Raw genomic sequence first — 17649 nt, forward strand, 5'->3', positions numbered from 1 at the left:
AAAGCCAGGCTCTGTGTGTTGTGAGCGCCAGGCCCTCGCCAGAAACTCTGCCGGCGACCGAGAGACATCTCACCCGGACGCAACCGAACGACCATGGCTCCAAGCCGCTGAAAACCGAGGACGTAACCCACGTGGCGAACATCAAATCGCAGATCAAGCGCATCAAGACCAACGAGGTCGCGCGCCAGCGCAACCAGGCTGTGCGCTCCGCCCTTCGCACCGCCATCCGCAAGGTGCGCACCAGCGCGGCCGCAGGCGAGCAGGCGCAGGCCGCCGAGCTCCTCGTCGCCGCCAACCGCAGCCTCGACAAGGCCGTGAGCAAGGGCGTGATCCACAAGAACAACGCGGCGAACCGCAAGAGCGCCCTGGCGAAGCTGGTCAACAAGCTCGAGGCGTGACACGAGGCGGCCACGACCGCCCGCAGTCAAGACTCCTCCGCGTGAGGCGGGGCCTTCCCAGGCCCCGCCTCACGCGTTTTCCGAACACGCGAGCCATAACGACCAAAGAGCGCCATCCACAAGAACAACACGGCACAGCGCCCACCAAAACAAGCAAGAGCGCCCTGGCGAAGCTGGTCAACAAGCTCGAGGCGTGACACGAGGCGGCCACAACCGCCCGCAGTCAAGACTTCTCCGCGTGAGGCGGGGCCTTCCCAGGCCCCGCCTCACGCGTTTTCCGGGCGCGCAGGGCCCCCGGCTAGGCTCGACCCCATGAAAACTCTCGCGGCAGTGTTGCGCCAGGAGCGCGAGCCACGTCCGTACGCGTCTTCGCGGCCGCTGCGGCTCGAAGAGCTCGACCTCGCCGATCCCGGCCCGCACGAGCTCGCCGTCCGGATCGAGGCCGCGGGCGTCTGCCATTCCGACCTCTCCGTCATCAACGGGCATCGCCCGCGCCCGTTGCCGATGGCGCTCGGCCACGAGGCTGCCGGAGTCGTGACCGCCGTCGGCTCGGACGTGCAAGACGTGCGGGAGGGCGACCACGTCGTGCTCGTCTTCATGCCAAGCTGCGGGGCCTGTCCCGCCTGCGCTGCGAAGAAGCCCACCCTGTGCGTGCCCGCCGCGAAAGCCAACGGCGCGGGCTCCCTCCTCTCCGGGGCGCGCAGGCTCGTGGGCGGGCGGGGCGAGTCGGTGCACCACCATCTCGGGGTGTCCGCGTTCGCCGAGCACGCCGTCGTGGACCGCTCCTCTGCCGTGGTGGTCGACCCGGATCTGCCGCTGGACATCGCCGCGCTGTTCGGCTGCGCGATGCTCACCGGCTTCGGCGCGGTCCGCAACACCGCCGCCGTCAAGGCGGGCGAGAGCGTGGCCGTCATCGGCCTCGGCGGAGTCGGCCTGGCCGCTGTGCTCGGCGCGAAGGCCGCGCAGGCAGGCCCTGTCGTCGCGATCGACCCGGTCCCGGCGAAACGCGCGCTGGCGCTCGAGCTCGGCGCGAGCCATGCCGTCGCGCCAGAAGACGCGGTCGCCGCCATCCTGGAGGCCACCGGCGGGCTCGGCGTTCGCTGGGCGTTCGAGGCCGTCGGCTCGACCGGGGCAATGCGGCAGGCCTTCGAGCTCGCGGGCAGGGGCGGCGCGGCGGTGTTCATCGGCCTCCCGCCGTCCACCGCCGAGCTGACGCTGCCCGCCGTCTCCTTCGTCGGCGAGTCGAAATCCGCGATCGGCTCCTATATGGGCTCCGCGAACCCGCAGGAGGACATCCCCTTCCTCGTCGGCCTCTGGCGCGCTGGCGCGCTGCCCGTTGAGAAACTGAAGAGCCACACCATCGCGCTCGCCGACCTCAACGAGGCGATGGACCGCCTCGCGGACGGGGCCGCCGTGCGGCAGATAGTCCTTCCACACAGCGCGCTCCCCCACGGGGGGCTCTCATGACCGAAGCCCTCCCCTCGTTCCCGACGCGCTGGCCGGTGCCGACGCGCTGGGCCGACAACGACCACTACGGGCACGTGAACAACGTGGCCTACTACTCGTATTTCGACACGGCGGTGAACGCCTGGCTGATGAGCGCCACCGGCATGGACACCCGCGAGCTGCCCGCCATCGGCGTCGTCGCCGAGACCTCCTGCCGCTTCCTTCGCCAGATCAGTTTCCCCGACCAGTTGGAGGTCGGCGTCGCCTGCGAGAAGCTCGGGAACCGCAGCGTCGTGTACCGGCTCGCCGTCTTCCGCGCCGGGGAGGACGAGCCCGCCGCCCTCGGCCGCTTCGTGCACGTCTACGTCGACGAGCAGACCCGCCAGCCCGTCCCCGTCCCCGAGCCGATCCGAGCGGCGGTGCAGGGGCTGATCAACGGCGCCTAGGCGCTGCGGGCGAGGTTCGCGAGTTCGCGGACGGCACGCTCCACGGCGAATTCGACATCCGCCGCCGCGCCCTTGACATCCGCGTTGAGCCCGGCCACGAGGCGCAGCGCCCGGTCCGCCCGGCCCAAGGCCGATCGCTCCGCCTTGCCGCCGGAGCTCCAGATCCGCCATTGCGCCTGAATCTTTTTGGCCCGCCACGGCGGCATGCCGAGGCTCGACGCGAGCGCTTCGGGGCTCGCCCGCCCAGCGGCCCCGACCCTGGCGAGCGAGAGCGCCGACTCGGCCAAAGCGTCCGCGATGAGGACGGGGGCGACCCCGCTGAGCAGCGCCCACCGGGCCGCCACGAGCGCGCCCTCGGTTTCCCCGGAGAACACGAGGTCCGCGATATCGAAACCGCTGACCTCCGCTTTCCCTTGGAAATATTGATGCACGGCCTCGACGTTCACCACGCCGCCAGTGTCGGAGGCGAGCTGCGAGCACGCCCTCGCGAGCTCTCGCAGATCAGAGCCGACCGAGTCCAGAAGGGCTTGGGCTGCCGCAGGAGGGACGCGCACCCCGTGCGCGCGGAATTCCGCGCGCACGAAGTCCAGCCGGTCCCCCGCCCGAGTCAACTTCGCGCAGTCGTGCGCCTGCGCCCCGAGCTCGCGCAGCGAGTTCACGAGAGGCCGGTTCCGCGCGGCTCCCGAGTGGCACACCACCAGGGTGACCGACTCGTCCTGCGCGCGGGCCAGATCGAGAATCCTCTCGCACGGCTCCGCGCCCGCCTGCTGCGCCTCGTCCAGGACGAGGACCCGCTGCTCGGCGAACAGCGAGGGGCTGGTCAGCTCTGCGAGCAGCGCGGCCGTCGCGTCGCCCGCCCGGAGCCGCGAGACCACCGGGGCCGCGACCGCTCCGCTTGAGAACATGTCCTGCGCGTGGGCTTCGCGGAGCACAACGGCGACCGCCCGCTCGACGAGCAAAGGCTCGTCGCCGAGCACGAGGTGCAGCCCTTGGGTCACCCCTGCTGGGCAGCCGCTGCGGTCGTCCCTTCAGTCGCTGCCGCGTCGAGCACAGGCGGCTCGTCCTTCGGCTGCGGCTCGGCCTCCGCAGGAGCGGGCTTGGCAGGCTCCGGGGCCTCCGCTTTCGGAGCAGGGGCAGGGGCCTTGGCGGCTGGCGCCGTCACCTTCGGCGTCGGGGCCTTGGCAACAGGCGCGGCGGCCTTCGGCGCAGGCGCGGGCTTCGCCGCAACAGGCGCGGCGGCTTTCGGAGCCTCAGCCTTCGGCTCGGGCTTGACGGGCTCGGGCTTGACAGGCACGGGGGCTGCGGCCTTCGGAGCCTCAGCCTTCGGAGCCTCTTTCGCCTCGGCAGCCGCCTTGTTGTGCTCCTCCAGCAGCACGCGCCGCAACACCTTGCCTGTCTCGTTCCGAGGCAGCTTGTCGACGAACACGACCTCTTTCGGGACCTTGTACCGGGCCAGGTGCGCCTTGACGTGGCTCCGGACCCCGTCCTCGTCGAGGTCGGAATCCGCAGCCTTCGCCACATACGCCTTCAAGCGCTTGCCGAACTCGTCGTCGTCCACGCCGATGACGCAGACCTCGAAGACCTCGGGATGCTCGGTGAGCAGGTGCTCGACCTCTTGCGGGAAGACGTTCTCGCCGCCGGAGACGATCATGTCGTCGTCGCGCCCGTCGACGTAGAGCAGGCCCAAGTCGTCGAAGTGGCCCATGTCGCCGCTCGACATCAGCCCGTCGATGATCTCCTTGTTGCGGCCGTCCGTGTAGCCGTTGAACGAGAGCAGGCTGCGCACGAAGATCCGGCCCTCTTTGAACGGCTCGGTGATCGGCTTGCCCTTCTCGTCCAAGAGCGCGAGCTTCACACCGACCGGGGCGCGGCCCGCCGTTCCCGGCGCGGCGCGCATCTCCCACGGCTGGGCGACCGTCGCGACCGCGACCTCGGTGGAGCCGTACAGGTTGTACAGGGTGTCGCCGAAGTGGTCCATGATCCGCGTCGAGAGGTCCGGGGAGAGCGCCGACCCTGCGGCGAAGATGACCTTGATGCTGCGCACGTCGTACTTGTCGAGCGTCTCTTTGGGCAGGTCGATGATCCGCTGGAGCATCGTCGGCACCACCACGAGCACCTCGGCCTTGTGCTTCTCGATGAGCTGCAAGGTCTGCTCGGGGTTGAAGCGGCGCTGCAGGATGATCGTCTGGCGCAGCACGAGGGCGAGGGCGAACTGCGAGAGGCCCGTGCCGTGGAAGATCGGGGCGGGCACCAAGAAGCGCTGGCCGCCGCGCAGCGGGACCCGGTGCAGCAGCTGGGCCGAGCCGATCGGGCTGACCTTGCCGCGGGGCGCGCCCTTCGGGGTGCCGGTGGTGCCGCTGGTGAGGAGGGTGAAGCCGCCGAGGTGGCCGGGCTTGGGCAGGTTCTCGCGGCTCTGGCCCGCGCTGACCGATTCGACAGTGGGCAGGCCCGCAATCGCGGCGGGGTCCTCGCCCCCGTCCCATGCCAGCGTGCGGAACACCTCCGGCGGCAGCTTCTCGATCATGCCCGCGAACTCGCTGTCGAACGCGATGGCCTTGCCGCCCTCGCGCTTCATGACGTCGACCAGCTGGGGCGCGGCGAAACCGGTGTTGAGCAACAGCACCTTCACACCGATCTTCCCGGCCGCGACCAGCGTGAGCACCAGGCCCCGGTGGTTGCGCGAGAGCGAGCCGATGCTGTCGCCCGCCTTGAGGCCCTTGGCGGCCCAGCCGCGCGCCAGCGCGTTGGCCTGGGCGTTCATCTCTCCCCACGTGAGCGACCCGTGCTCGTCGATGAAGCCGACCTTGCTCGGCGTGAACGCGGCGTTGGCCGTCACAGCCGCCGCGATAGGGCCGACCGTGTCGATCCCGGCCAGCAGGCGCAACGAGTAGTCGGGGCGCGGGAGAGGCGCCAACGGAATGATCCCGGCACGAAGCCCGACCCCGACCGCGACAGCCGCGTCCTTCGCCAAGTCGACCAGAGAACGAACCTTGGAAGTCGCGCTCACCTGCATCAATTCCCTTCTGTGCTTCCGGGGGCCCGAGCGGATCACGATGTGCGGGCAACCACATAACACGGTACCATCACCGTTTTGCTCGTGACACTGGTCTCTGCCTTTTGAATCAATTCCCAGAATGGATCAATTCCGGGCGGAAACGCCCGCGAGGTCAGGACAGCAGGGAGGCGACGGTCGGCCAGGCCAGCGCGGAGTCCACCGCGAGCCCGACGAACACGGCGGCGAGATAGTTGTTCGACTGCAAGAACAGCCGGAAGGGGGTCACCGGGCGGCCGGCCGCGAGGCCCGCACTGAGCCGGTGCGCCTCGTAGAGGAACCATGCCCCCGCCAGGGCCGCGATTCCCGCGTACAGGAGGCCCGCGACCGGGACCAGGAGGAACGTCGTCGCGACGGTGGCCCAGGTGTACCAGACCATGCGGCGGGCCACCATGCGCTCGTCGGCCACTGTCGGGAGCATCGGCACTCCTGCCGCCGTGTAGTCCTCGCGGTATTTCATCGCGAGCGACCAGGTGTGCGGCGGGGTCCAGAAGAAGATGACCATGAAGACCACGAGCGCGGGCCAGGCCAGCGACCCGGTGACCGCCGCCCAGCCGACCAGCGCGGGCATGCAGCCCGCCGCGCCGCCCCAGACCACGTTCTGCGAGGTGCGGCGCTTGAGGTACATCGAGTAGACCAGGACGTAGAACGCGATCGTGGCGACCACCAGCGCCGCCGAGAGCAGGTTGGCCACGCGCCACAGCCACAGGAACGACGCGGCCCCGAGGACGAGGCCGAAGACGAGCGCGGCCCGAGTGCTCATCGCGCCGCGCGCCAGCGGGCGGTTCTTCGTGCGGTCCATCACCTTGTCGATGTCCGCGTCCACCACGCAGTTGAGCGTGTTGGCGCTCGCCGCGCCGAGCCATCCGCCGAACAGCGTGGCGAGGATCAGCTTGAGGTCGATCGTGCCCCGATGAGCGAGGAGCATCACAGGAATCGTCGCGACCAAGAGCAGCTCGATCACCCTCGGCTTCGTGAGCGCGAGGTAGTCGCGCGCCAGCGAGAGGGAGCGGCCCGCCAATGAAGGGACGGAAACGCCCCGCTCGACGGGGTCCGCGCTGATCGGCACGATGCTCCTAGGAAGATTTGGGCTGTTCTACTACAGACGATGGTAGACGAGCGGGGCCCGCTCTCCCAATCGGCCCTCGGCCCTGGGGACTTGACCAAGTTCGCACAGCTGCCCCGGCGGGCTTCACAGTGGCGCGCTAGGCTTGGACTTGGCGCAGCCGGAAGCCTGTCGGCAGGTCGGGCGCCGAGCCTCTCACGCCGTCGAGACCCGAGGAAGCTTCAAGAACGTGTCAGCTATCGACCAGGCCCCCGCCGCGGCGGACCCCGCTCTCATCGCCAAGCACACCCGCGCGGCCTATCCGGCCGATTGGACCGAGCTCGACACGCGCGCCGTCAACACGGTCCGCGTGCTCGCCGCCGACGCCGTCCAGAAGGTCGGCAACGGCCATCCCGGCACCGCGATGAGCCTCGCCCCCCTCGCCTACACCTTGTTCCAGCGCGTCCTTCGGCACGACCCGAACGACGTCGAATGGGTCGGGCGGGACCGTTTCGTCCTCTCCTGCGGGCACGCCAGCCTCTTCCTCTACATCCAGCTCTACCTCGGCGGGTTCGGCCTCGAGCTCGAAGACATCGAGAATCTGCGCGTCTTCGGCTCGCTCACCCCCGGCCACCCCGAATACCGCCACACCAAGGGCGTCGAGATCACCACGGGCCCGCTCGGCCAGGGCCTCGCGCACGCCGTCGGCATGGCGTACGCGGCGCGGCGCGAGCGCGGCCTCTTCGACCCGGCCGCGCCTGCGGGCCAGAGCCCCTTCGACCACCACATCTACGTCGTGGCCTCGGACGGCGACCTCGAAGAGGGCGTGACCAGCGAGGCCTCGTCCCTCGCGGGCACCCAGCAGCTCGGCAACCTCGTCGTGGTCTACGACAAGAACCACATCTCCATCGAGGACGACACCGAGATCGCCTTCACCGAGGACGTCGCCAAGCGCTACGAGGCGTACGGCTGGCAGGTGCTGCACGTCGACTCGGGCGAGGACGTCGCCGCCATCGAGGCCGCGCTGGAGCAGGCGAAGGCCGAGACCAGCAAGCCCTCGATCGTCATCCTGCGCACGATCATCGGCTACCCGGCCCCGAAGCTGCAGAACACCGGCGCGGTGCACGGCGCCGCGCTCGGCGCGGACGAGGTCGCGGCCGTCAAGCGGGCGTTGGGCTTCGACCCCGAGCAGACCTTCGAGGTGGCCCCCGAGGTCATCGCCCACACCCGCGAGCTGCGCGACCGGGGCGTGAAGGCGCATGACGAGTGGAACCAGGGGTTCGAGTCCTGGGCCGAGCGGGAGCCCGAGCGCAAGCAGCTCTTCGACCGCCTCTTCGCGCACGAGCTGCCCGAAGGCCTCGCCGAGGCGTTGCCGAAGTGGGAAGTCGGCGGCAAGGGCGCGGCCACCCGCAAGGCCTCCGGCGACACCCTCAACGCGCTCGGCGCGCTGCTGCCCGAGCTGTGGGGCGGCTCCGCCGACCTCGCGGGCAGCAACAACACGACGATCAAGGGCGCGGACTCCTTCGGCCCCGTCTCGATCTCGACCGGGACGTGGCAGGCCGAGCCGTACGGGCGCACCTTGCACTTCGGCATCCGCGAGCACGCCATGGCGGCCATCCTCGGCGGCATCGTGCTGCACGGCCCGACTCGCGCCTACGGCGGCACGTTCCTGCAGTTCAGCGACTACATGCGGCCTGCGGTGCGGCTCGCGTCGCTGATGGAGATCGACCCGATCTACGTCTGGACCCACGACTCCATCGGCCTCGGCGAGGACGGCCCGACCCACCAGCCGATCGAGCACCTCGCTGCGCTGCGGGCCATCCCGCACCTCAACGTGGTCCGGCCAGGCGACCCCAACGAGACCGCGTACGCCTGGCTGGCGCTGCTCGACCGCAAGGGCCGCGCCGAGCTGGGCCTTCGCGGCCCGGTCGGCCTCATCCTCACCCGCCAGGACCTCCCGGTCCTCGAAGGGACCGACCCGGCAGGCGTGGCCAAGGGCGGCTACGTGCTCGGCGGCGGCTCCCCCGCCGACGACGCGGACGTGATCATCATCGCCACCGGCTCGGAGCTCCAGCTCGCGGTCGCCGCCCAGAAACTGCTCGCGGAGCAGGACGTGGTCGCGCATGTGGTGTCGATGCCGTGCGTGGAATGGTTCAAGGCCCAGCCGCAGTCGTACCGCGACAGCGTGCTCCCGCCCGACGTCGCCGCGCGCGTCGCGGTCGAAGCGGGCATCGCGCAGAGCTGGCACGAGCTGGTCGGCAGCTCGGGCGAGATCGTGTCGATCGAGCACTACGGCGCCTCCGGAGACGCCAAGACGCTCTTCCGCGAGTTCGGCTTCACCCCCGAGGCCGTCGTCGCCGCGGCCCAACGCGCCATCAACCGCTAAGACCTCATCAACAGCCAGGCCTGGAAGGACACACACCAATGAGCGAGCAGAACACAAATCTGACGGCACTGAGCGAGGCGGGCGTCTCGGTCTGGCTCGACGACCTGTCCAGGGACAGGCTGCGGACCGGCAACCTCGCCGACCTCATCGCCACCCGGTCCGTGGTCGGTGTGACGACGAACCCGTCCATCTTCCAAGCGGCGCTCTCCAAAGGCGAGGCCTACGAGGCCCAGATCGCGGAGCTCGTCGCGAGGGGCGCGGACACCGACGCGGTGATCACCGCGCTCACCACGGACGACGTCCGCGCGGCCTGCGACCTGTTCGCCCCGGTCTACGAGCGCTCCGGCGGCGTGGACGGCCGAGTGTCCATCGAGGTGGACCCCCGCCTGGCCCACGACACCGAGGGCACCGTCGCCCAAGCCCTCGAGCTGTCGAAGATCGTCGACCGGCCGAACGTGCTCATCAAGATCCCGGCGACCAAGGCGGGCCTGCCCGCGATCACCCGGGTGATCGCGGAGGGCGTGAGCGTCAACGTCACCCTCATCTTCTCCGTCGAGCGCCACGGCGAGGTCATCGACGCCTACGTCGAGGGCCTGAAAGCGGCCGCGTCCTCCGGGCACGACCTCGCCAAGATCCACTCCGTCGCCTCCTTCTTCATCTCCCGCGTGGACACCGAGGTGGACGCGCGCCTCGAGAAGCTCGGCACCGACGCGGCGAAGGCGCTGGCCGGGAAGGCGGCGCTCGCCAACGGCGTGCTCGCGTACGAGCTCTACCAGCAGAAGTTCTCCTCCGACGAGTTCGCCGAGCTCAAGGCGGCAGGCGCGAACCCGCAACGGGCGCTGTGGGCCTCGACCGGGACGAAGAACCCGGCGTACTCGGACACCCTGTACGTCTCGGAGCTGGTCGCCCAGCACACCGTCAACACCATGCCGGAAAAGACGCTGCAGGCCTTCGCCGACCACGGCGAAGTGCACCAGCACTCCGTGGTGGGCAAGGTGCAGGACGCGCACGACACCTTCGCCGCCCTCGCCGAGGCCGGGATCGACCTGCCCGACGTGTTCGAGGTGCTGGAGTCGCAGGGCGTGGAGAAGTTCATCGACTCTTGGCAGGAGCTCCTCGACGCGACCACCGCGCACCTCGAAGGGCTGCGGGGATGACACAGGCCGCGCGCCCGCCCGCCGGGTGGATCAACCCCCTGCGCGACGAGCGCGACAAGCGCCTGCCGCGCATCGCGGGGCCGTGCGGCCTCGTCGTCTTCGGAGTCACCGGCGACCTCTCCCGGCACAAGCTCATGCCCGCCGTCTACGACCTCGCGAACCGGGGGCTGCTCTCCCCCAGCTTCTCCCTCGTCGGCTTCGGCCGCCGAGACTGGGACGACGCGCAATTCGCCGACTTCGTCCGGGGATGCGTCGAGGCCAAAGCCCGCACGCCGTTCCGCGAGGAGACCTTCGCGCGACTGGCGAAAGGCATGCGGTTCGTGCAGGGCGCCTTCGACGAGGACGCCTCCTTCGAGCGGATCGCCGACACGCTGCGGGGCCTGGACGAGGACCGGGGCACCGGCGGGAACTACGCCTTCTACCTCTCGGTGCCGCCGAAGGACTTCCCGCTCGTGTTCAAGCACCTCTCGGCCACCGGTCTCGCCCACCCGCCCGAGGGCAGCTGGCGGCGCGCGGTCGTGGAGAAGCCGTTCGGCCACGACCTGACGAGCGCCATCGAGCTCAACGGCGTCATCAAAGAGGTCTTCGACGAGCGGTCGATCTTCCGCATCGACCATTACCTCGGCAAAGAGACCGTGCAGAACATCCTGGCGCTGCGCTTCGCGAACCAGCTCTTCGAGCCGATCTGGAACGCGCACTACGTCGACCACGTGCAGATCACCATGGCCGAGGACATCGGCCTCGGCGGCCGCGCGGGCTACTACGACGGGATCGGCGCCGCGCGGGACGTGATCCAGAACCACCTGCTCCAGCTGCTCGCGCTCGTCGCGATGGAGGAGCCGGTCAGCTTCGCCGCGAACGAGGTCACCACCGAGAAGATCAAAGTGCTCTCCGCCGCGAAGCTCGCCTACCCGCTGGACGAGACCACCGCGCGCGGCCAGTACGCGCGGGGCTGGCAGGGCGGCCAGGAGGTCTGCGGCCTCTTGGAGGAGGAGGGCTTCGCCTCCGACTCCACGACCGAGACGTTCGCCGCGATCACCGTGGAGGTCGACTCGCGGCGCTGGGCGGGGGTGCCCTTCTACCTGCGCACCGGCAAACGGCTCGGGCGGCGGGTCACCGAGATCGCGCTCGTGTTCAAACGGGCGCCCCACCTGCCGTTCGACGAGGCGATGACCGAGGAGCTCGGGCAGAACGCGCTCGTCATCCGCGTCCAGCCGGACGAAGGCATCACCCTGCGGTTCGGCTCGAAGGTTCCGGGCTCCGCGATGCGGGTGCGTGACGTGAACATGGACTTCAACTACGGGCAGTCCTTCACCGAGGCCTCCCCCGAGGCGTACGAGCGGCTCATCCTCGACGTGCTCCTCGGCGAGCCCTCGCTCTTCCCCGTCACCGACGAGGTGGAGCTGTCGTGGAAGATCCTCGACCCGGTGCTGGACCATTGGGGCGCGAACGGCGCGCCCGTGCAGTACCCGTCCGGCGGCTGGGGCCCCAAGAGCGCGACCGAGATGCTGGCCAGGAGTGGCCGCGTCTGGAGGAGGCCGTGATTTTCGCCCCCAGAGCGCGGTCTGCTGCGTTATCGTCGCCTCGTGTACGCTCCGCCTCCCCAGTACACGTCGGCTCCTGCTGCCTTGCAGCTCATCGCTCTGGAGGACGAAAATGAGCATTGTCGATCTACCCGCGACCACGACCGAGAAGATCTCGAAACGGCTTGTCGCGATGCGCGCCGCCACAGGGAACTCGGCCGCCAGCCGGGTGCTCACCCTCGTGGTCTGCGTCGAAGACGGCGAGGACGTCGAGCTCGCCATCTCGGCGGCGGGGACGGCGAACCGCGAGCACCCCTGCCGCGTCATCATCGTCGCGAAGGGCCAGCGCTACGCCGCGACCAGGCTCGACGCGCAGATCAGGGTCGGCGGCGACGCGGGCGCCTCGGAAGTGGTGGTCCTGCGCCTGTACGGCCCGCTCGCCGACCACGGCGACAGCGTGGTCATCCCGTTCCTGCTGCCGGACACCCCCGTGGTGGCCTGGTGGCCCGGCACGGCCCCCGAGATCCCCTCGGAAGACCCGATCGGCGCGCTGGCCTCCAGGCGGGTCACGAACTCGGTCGCGGCGACCGACCACGCCGCGTCGCTCTCCAAGCTCGTCCACGGCTACAACCCCGGCGACACCGATCTGGTGTGGGCGAGGGCGACGCCGATCCGCGCCATCCTCACCGCGTCGCTGGACGAGCCGAGCTTCGAGCCGGTCATCGAGGCGGTCGTGCTCGGCCCCGAGCCGTCCATCACCCTCGACCTGGTCGCGGGCTGGCTCGCCGCGCGGCTCGGCGCCCCGGTGCGCCGAGGGGTCGGCGACTTCGAGATCACCCTGCGCAGGCCGAGCGGCGCGCTGTCGCTGACCGCGGACCGCCGTGGCAACGGACGAGTGGTGCGCCCGGGGCGCCCGGAGAGCGCCGTGAGCCTCTTCAACCAGGACGTGCCCGCGCTGCTCGCCCAGGAGCTGCGGTTCATGGATCCGGACGAGGTCTACGAGCAAGCCTTGTACGGCTTCTCGACCGTCACCCAGGGCGACGACGACGAGGCTGCGGCGTGAGCGCTGTGGACATCGTCCGGGTCCCCGACCTGCAGGGGCTGGTCGCAGCCGCCCACGAGCGGTTCGTCGCGTTGGTGGGCTCGGCTATCGCCGCGCGCGGCTCCGCGTCCGTGGTGCTCACCGGCGGCGGAGCGGGCGTCGGCCTGCTCAAGGCGCTCCGAGACGCAGACCTCGCCTGGGACAAAATCGACTTCTACTGGGGCGACGAGCGCTGGGTGCCCCTTGGGCACCCCGAGCGCAACGACGGCCAGGCCCGCGAGGCGCTCCTCGACCATGTGCCGGTGGACCCGGCCCGCGTGTTCCCGATGGGCGCCCCCGGCAGCGGCCAGCCCACCCCCGAGGCGGCGGCTGCGGCGTACGCGCCGCTTCTGCCCGGCGCATTCGACCTGCACCTGCTCGGCATGGGCGAAGAGGGGCACATCAACTCGATTTTCCCGGACACCCCTGCGGTGAAGGAGACCGAGCGCGCGGTGCTCGCCGTCGTGGACTCGCCGAAACCGCCGCCGGAGCGGATCACCCTCACCCTGCCCGCGATCCACCGCGCGCGCGAGGTGTGGCTGCTCGTCTCGGGCGCGGGGAAGGCCGCCGCCGCGAAAGCCGCCATCGAAGGGGCCTCGCCGGTCGACGTGCCGTCCGCAGGGGCGCGCGGCTCCGAACGCACCGTGTGGTTCCTCGACGAGGCAGCGGCGAGCGGGCTCGTCTAGCGGCGCGCTCGCGACAACGCCTGCAACCGCGCCACGATCCCCGGGTCGTCCAGCGCGGCCCGCAGGTCCGCGTCGCGCCACAGCGTGGTGATCTGTTGGACGAACCGTTCCGGCTCCGACAATTCGTCGAGCGGGAGATACGCCGCCGCGTCCCCGTCGGCTCCGATGATCGCGAGCACGTCGACCTCGCATGCCTCGGCCTCCCATTTCCACGGGAGGAGCGCCAGCGATTCGTCCCAGTCCAGCCGTGCCCGGTACGAGAGCGCAAGCGATTGGCGCTGGAAATCGGCGACATCCTCCCAGAACACCGGCTCGCGCCGCAGCGCCGAGGGAAGCCAGATCCCGTCCGGGGTCGCCGCGATGGCGAAACTGGACCGGCCGAGTCCCCGGATCCAAGCGATCAAGACCCAGAGCGCCCATGCCGCGCCCACCAGGATCGTCAAGCCGCCGTACCAATGCACGAGACCGGCTCCCGTTCTGTGCCTCGCCCCGCCTGCGGCCCCGAAAAACAGCATCGCCCCCAAAGCGGCCAGCAGCGCCGCCGCCAAAAGCCTGCCCACGTTCTTCACGCGGATATCGGCGCTTCGGAGCGGATAGCGCACGCACGCCTGCCCGGCGTTCGCGAAAGCCTGGGGATCGCGCTGCGGCTCGCCGAGCGGGCGCAGCGGCGGCAGCGCCCGCAGGCCTCGCGGCCGTTGCCGGAAACGGTTCACGAAGAACAACACCGTGAGCAGCGACGGCACGGCGCTCAACGCCAAGAACCCCCACAACTGGCCTGCCTCGTTCTTCCTGCTCTCATCGAGATGCACGAGGACGAGGGCGACGAGGGAGAACGGCGTGAGGAAGAAAAGGAAGAGGGAGCGCGAGGGGCTCACCCAGCCCGCGTACCTCCGCCTGCCCTGCGCCGACCTCGTCAGCAGCAGCCATTGCGGCGACTGCGGCGTCAGCGGCTCCGTCACGCCTCGATGATGACGGGGTCCCCGATGCCGACGGTGTTGTAGTACCAGGCGGCGTTCTCCGTGCTCAGGTTGATGCAGCCGTGGCTCACGTTCGTCTTCCCCTGCGAGGCGACCGACCAGGGAGCCGCGTGCACGTACACGCCGCCCCAGGTGACGCGCACCGCGTCGTAGACGGTGAGCCGGTAGCCCTCGGGGCTGTTCAGCGGGATGCCGATAGTCCGCGAGTCCATGATCACCGGGTTCTGCTTCTCCAGCGTGGTGAACGATCCGATCGGGGTGGGGTGCTTGGGCTTGCCCATCGAGGCGGGCATCGTCTTGACGACCTTGCCGTCGATCTTCACGATGAAGGTGTGCTGGCTGAGGCTCGCGATGCCGAGCACCTCGGCGCCGGTGCGGAATTTGTGCGGGAAGCCTGCGGCGACCACGGTGATCGTCGAGTGCGAGGGCCAGCGCTCGCTCGGAGTCCAGCGCATCGTCGTGTCGTCGACCCAGCTGAAGGCGCCGTGCGGCACGGCAGGGGCGGTGAAGCCGACGGACTGCTCCGCGGCCGCGCGGTCGGCGACCGGTGCGGCGAAACGGATGGTCACCGGCGCTGCCACGCCCACCGTGTCCCCCTCGCCGGGCGACACGGACACGACGGCGTTCGCGGCCGAGGACGCGCCGCTCGCGACGGAGGCCGAGGCGGCAGGCGCGACGGACGGCGCCGCCACCGCGGCCGCTGCCACGCCGACGACGGCAAGCATGTGTCGAAATACTGTGCGCAAGTTTCCCAATCCTCCTTGGAGACCTGAAGACGTCGGACGCCGCGTTGTCTGATCCAGACTAACCCGTGATCGTGGCAGGCGCGGCGCGCCGAAGGTCACAGTTGGAATAATTTGACGCCGTCGGTGCTGGAGACCACCGCGTGCGTGAACCGGGCTTGGCCGTCCTCGCCCGGCGCGGGCTGGTCGAGGACGACGGAGACGTCGTGCGAGACGACGCCGCCCGTGGCGCAGTCGGGCACGCACTTCTTGACGTGCTCGGTCCCATGCCCGACGGCGCGGTCGTCCGCCCACACGTCCCAGGTCAGCCCGTCGACCACGTCGCCGTTGTCGGCAGGGGTGAACGAGACCGTCTCCGGCCGGACCAACGGCTCGCCCGAGGGGTCGAGGTACACCGTCTCCGCCGAAGCCGTGCCCGCGCCGAAGAAGGCCAGCGCCGCAGTCGCGCAGGAAGCCCGAAGGAACATGTTCATATCCGTGATGGTATCGCCACGGAGCCGGAAAACCCGGCAAGACCAGGAGTGCGGCCACACCGGCGCGGCTCGTGCCGCCCGAGGCCGCTCAGGCAGAGGCGGCGTGCGTCTTCAAGAACGCCAACGCCTCGTCGGCGTGCGCCTTGCCCCGGAACTCGCTGTGGAACGCCTTGAGCACCGTGCCTGTCTGGTCGAGCACGAACGTCGCGCGCTGCACCGGGCTGATGCCGAAGAGGCCGCCCTTGACCCCGAAGGCCGTCGCGGCCGTGGCGTCCCGGTCGGACAGGAGCGGGAAGTCCAGCGACCGGCCGGAGACGAACCCGGCCTGGCCCGCGACGGAGTCCTTGCTGATCCCGACCCGCTGCACCGAGCCCCAGCCCTTCTCCTGCGCGAGCGCCTGGAACTGCGCGCCGAGGTCGCGGAACTGGCAGGCCTGCACGGTGCACACCGGGCTCGAAGCCTTCGGGTAGAAGAACACCACGGTCGGCCCCTTCGCGAGGAACTCGCTGAGCTTGCGGGGCGAGCCCGTCTCGTCAGGCAGCTCGAAATCGGGCACCACGTCGCCAACTCGCAGACTCATGCGCCCAGCCTACTCCTCCCTGAGATAATGGCAGCCATGACTGTCAGCGCCCTCGTCGGCAACGCCGCCTCCACTCCCCCACGAGGGGCCTCGCCGAGCATCCCCGTGGGCGGCACCCCCACCACCACTCGCGCGGAGTTCGCGGCGTTGGCGCAGGGCAGGCGCGTGGTCCCGGTCGTCCGCAGGCTCCTCGCCGACGCCGAGACGCCGGTCTCCGCGTTCCGCAAGCTCGCGGGCGACCGCTCCGGCACCTTCCTGCTCGAATCCGCCGAACAGGGCAAGACCTGGTCGCAGTGGTCGTTCATCGGGGTGCGCAGCAGCGCCGCGCTCACCGCCGTCGACGGCAAAGCCGTCTGGCGGGGAACCCCGCCGGACGGGGTCCCGACCGAGGGCGAGCCGCTCGCCGTGCTCAGCGAGACCGTCCGGACGCTCGCCACCGACCCCATCCCCGGCCTGCCGCCGCTCACCAGCGGCCTGGTCGGATATCTCAGCTACGACGCGGTGCGCTGGCTGGAGCAGCTGCCGGAGCGGACCAAGGACGACTTGGGGATCCCGGTGATGACGATGCTGCTCGTCGCGGACCTCGCGGTCTTCGACCACCACGCGAACATCATCACCCTCATCGCCAACACATTCCTGCCGGAAGAGCCGGGCGGCGACCTCGACCCGCTCTACGCGCAGGCCCTCGACCGGCTGGACGCGATGACCGCCGACCTCGCCGCGCCGTCCCCCTCGTCGGTGTCCGTCTTCGACTGGCCCGCCCCCGAGTTCGCCTCGCAGCTCACCGAGGAGCAGTACGGGCAGAACGTCCGGAAAGTCGTGTCCGAGATCGAAGCCGGGGAGGCGTTCCAGGTCGTCCCCTCGCAGCGCTACAGCATGCCGGTGCAGGCGGACCCGCTCGACGTGTACCGGGTGCTGCGGGTGAACAACCCGAGCTCGCACATGTACCTCATGCGCGTCCCCGGCGAAGGCGGCGAGACCGCGTTCCACATCGTCGGGTCGAGCCCGGAGGCCCTCGTCACCGTGCGCGGGCGCACCGCGACCACGCGGCCCATCGCGGGCACCCAGCCGAGGGGCGGGACGAGCGAGGACGACATCCTCTTCGAGAAGCGGCTCACCGACGACCCGAAGGAGAACGCGGAGCACCTCATGCTCGTCGACCTCGGGCGCAACGACCTCGGGCGGGTGTGCGTGCCCGGCAGCGTCCGCGTGGCCAAATTCCGGGCCGTGGAGCGCTACAGCCACGTCATGCACCTCGTCTCCACGGTGAGCGGCGAGCTCGCCGAGGACAAGACCGCGCTCGACGCTGTCCTCGCCTGCTTCCCCGCAGGCACGCTCTCCGGAGCGCCGAAGGTCCGGGCGATGGAGATCATCGAAGAGGTCGAGCTCACCCGGCGCGGCCTCTACGGCGGCGTGGTCGGGTACTTCGACTTCACCGGCCAGGCCGACACCGCCATCGCGATCCGCACCGCCGTGGTCAAAGACTCCGTCGCGTACGTGCAGGCGGGCGGCGGCGTGGTCCTCGACTCGAACCCCTCGGCGGAGTACTGGGAGAGCAGGAACAAGGCGAACACCGTCCTCTCCGCCATCGCCGCCGCCCATACGATGCGCTCCCCGAGCGAAACGGAACAACGATGAGGCGAACGAACCGCCCCC

The 17649-nt window shown here is 70.2% G+C and carries 15 protein-coding genes and 1 pseudogene; 9 read left to right on the top strand and 7 right to left on the bottom strand.

Annotated features, from left to right (window positions below; genetic code table 11):
• The first annotated feature begins 131 nt into the window (after window positions 1-131).
• From rpsT to ACRC20_RS15780, 3 genes are all read left to right on the top strand, one after another.
• The gene (gene rpsT, locus ACRC20_RS15770; RefSeq protein ID WP_438687328.1) at window positions 132-398 is read left to right on the top strand and encodes a 30S ribosomal protein S20; all 267 of its coding nucleotides are present in this window, start codon (window positions 132-134) and stop codon (window positions 396-398) included.
• Window positions 399-710: 312 nt separating this feature from the next.
• Window positions 711-1865 carry a zinc-binding dehydrogenase gene (locus ACRC20_RS15775; RefSeq protein ID WP_438687329.1) on the top strand — a complete coding sequence of 385 codons (1155 nt, stop codon included), beginning with the start codon at window positions 711-713 and terminating at the stop codon, window positions 1863-1865.
• Complete coding sequence (locus ACRC20_RS15780; RefSeq protein ID WP_438687330.1) at window positions 1862-2290, top strand: acyl-CoA thioesterase; 429 nt, start codon at window positions 1862-1864, stop codon at window positions 2288-2290. The genes ACRC20_RS15775 and ACRC20_RS15780 overlap by 4 nt, the downstream gene beginning before the upstream one ends.
• On the opposite strand, the gene holA is transcribed toward ACRC20_RS15780, so the two are convergent.
• The 3 genes and pseudogenes from holA to ACRC20_RS15795 form a co-directional block, all read right to left on the bottom strand.
• Entirely contained in the window at window positions 2287-3288 is a 1002-nt protein-coding gene (gene holA, locus ACRC20_RS15785) for a DNA polymerase III subunit delta (protein WP_438687331.1), read from the bottom strand. The genes ACRC20_RS15780 and holA overlap by 4 nt on opposite strands.
• A 365-nt stretch (window positions 3289-3653) precedes the next feature.
• A pseudogene (locus ACRC20_RS15790) lies at window positions 3654-5303 on the bottom strand (AMP-binding protein); the annotation flags it as partial.
• 154 nt (window positions 5304-5457) lie between these two features.
• On the bottom strand, window positions 5458-6411 hold the full coding sequence (locus ACRC20_RS15795; RefSeq protein ID WP_438687332.1) for a heme o synthase: 954 nt from the start codon (window positions 6409-6411) through the stop codon (window positions 5458-5460).
• Window positions 6412-6682: 271 nt separating this feature from the next.
• Between ACRC20_RS15795 and tkt the strand changes: the two genes are divergently transcribed.
• The 5 genes from tkt to pgl all read left to right on the top strand — a co-directional run bounded on the left by tkt (window position 6683) and on the right by pgl (window position 13220).
• A complete protein-coding gene (gene tkt, locus ACRC20_RS15800; protein ID WP_438687436.1) occupies window positions 6683-8773 on the top strand; it encodes a transketolase in 2091 nt (696 codons plus the stop codon).
• Window positions 8774-8811: 38 nt separating this feature from the next.
• Window positions 8812-9930, top strand: coding sequence for a transaldolase (gene tal / locus ACRC20_RS15805; RefSeq protein WP_438687333.1), 1119 nt, complete (start codon window positions 8812-8814; stop codon window positions 9928-9930).
• Window positions 9927-11474 (top strand): glucose-6-phosphate dehydrogenase, encoded by a 1548-nt coding sequence (zwf, locus tag ACRC20_RS15810; RefSeq protein WP_438687334.1) that lies wholly within the window; start codon window positions 9927-9929, stop codon window positions 11472-11474. The genes tal and zwf overlap by 4 nt, the downstream gene beginning before the upstream one ends.
• Window positions 11475-11586: 112 nt before the next feature.
• Window positions 11587-12516, top strand: coding sequence for a glucose-6-phosphate dehydrogenase assembly protein OpcA (locus ACRC20_RS15815; protein ID WP_438687335.1), 930 nt, complete (start codon window positions 11587-11589; stop codon window positions 12514-12516).
• Window positions 12513-13220, top strand: a complete 708-nt coding sequence (gene pgl, locus ACRC20_RS15820; RefSeq protein WP_438687336.1) for a 6-phosphogluconolactonase — start codon at window positions 12513-12515, stop codon at window positions 13218-13220. Before ACRC20_RS15815 ends, pgl begins: the two co-directional genes overlap by 4 nt.
• On the opposite strand, the gene ACRC20_RS15825 is transcribed toward pgl, so the two are convergent.
• The 4 genes from ACRC20_RS15825 to ACRC20_RS15840 all read right to left on the bottom strand — a co-directional run bounded on the left by ACRC20_RS15825 (window position 13217) and on the right by ACRC20_RS15840 (window position 15993).
• Window positions 13217-14179 (bottom strand): hypothetical protein, encoded by a 963-nt coding sequence (locus ACRC20_RS15825; protein WP_438687337.1) that lies wholly within the window; start codon window positions 14177-14179, stop codon window positions 13217-13219. The genes pgl and ACRC20_RS15825 overlap by 4 nt on opposite strands.
• The gene (locus ACRC20_RS15830) at window positions 14176-14922 is read right to left on the bottom strand and encodes a L,D-transpeptidase (protein ID WP_438687338.1); all 747 of its coding nucleotides are present in this window, start codon (window positions 14920-14922) and stop codon (window positions 14176-14178) included. Before ACRC20_RS15830 ends, ACRC20_RS15825 begins: the two co-directional genes overlap by 4 nt.
• 116 nt (window positions 14923-15038) lie before the next feature.
• A complete protein-coding gene (locus ACRC20_RS15835; protein ID WP_438687339.1) occupies window positions 15039-15413 on the bottom strand; it encodes a hypothetical protein in 375 nt (124 codons plus the stop codon).
• 88 nt (window positions 15414-15501) lie between these two features.
• A complete protein-coding gene (locus ACRC20_RS15840; RefSeq protein WP_438687340.1) occupies window positions 15502-15993 on the bottom strand; it encodes a peroxiredoxin in 492 nt (163 codons plus the stop codon).
• 36 nt (window positions 15994-16029) lie between these two features.
• Between ACRC20_RS15840 and ACRC20_RS15845 the strand changes: the two genes are divergently transcribed.
• Window positions 16030-17631, top strand: coding sequence for an anthranilate synthase component I (locus ACRC20_RS15845; RefSeq protein WP_438687341.1), 1602 nt, complete (start codon window positions 16030-16032; stop codon window positions 17629-17631).
• Window positions 17632-17649: the final 18 nt, after the last annotated feature.

This window comes from Segniliparus sp., from assembly GCF_051660745.1.
In the GTDB taxonomy this organism is placed as follows: domain Bacteria; phylum Actinomycetota; class Actinomycetes; order Mycobacteriales; family Mycobacteriaceae; genus Segniliparus.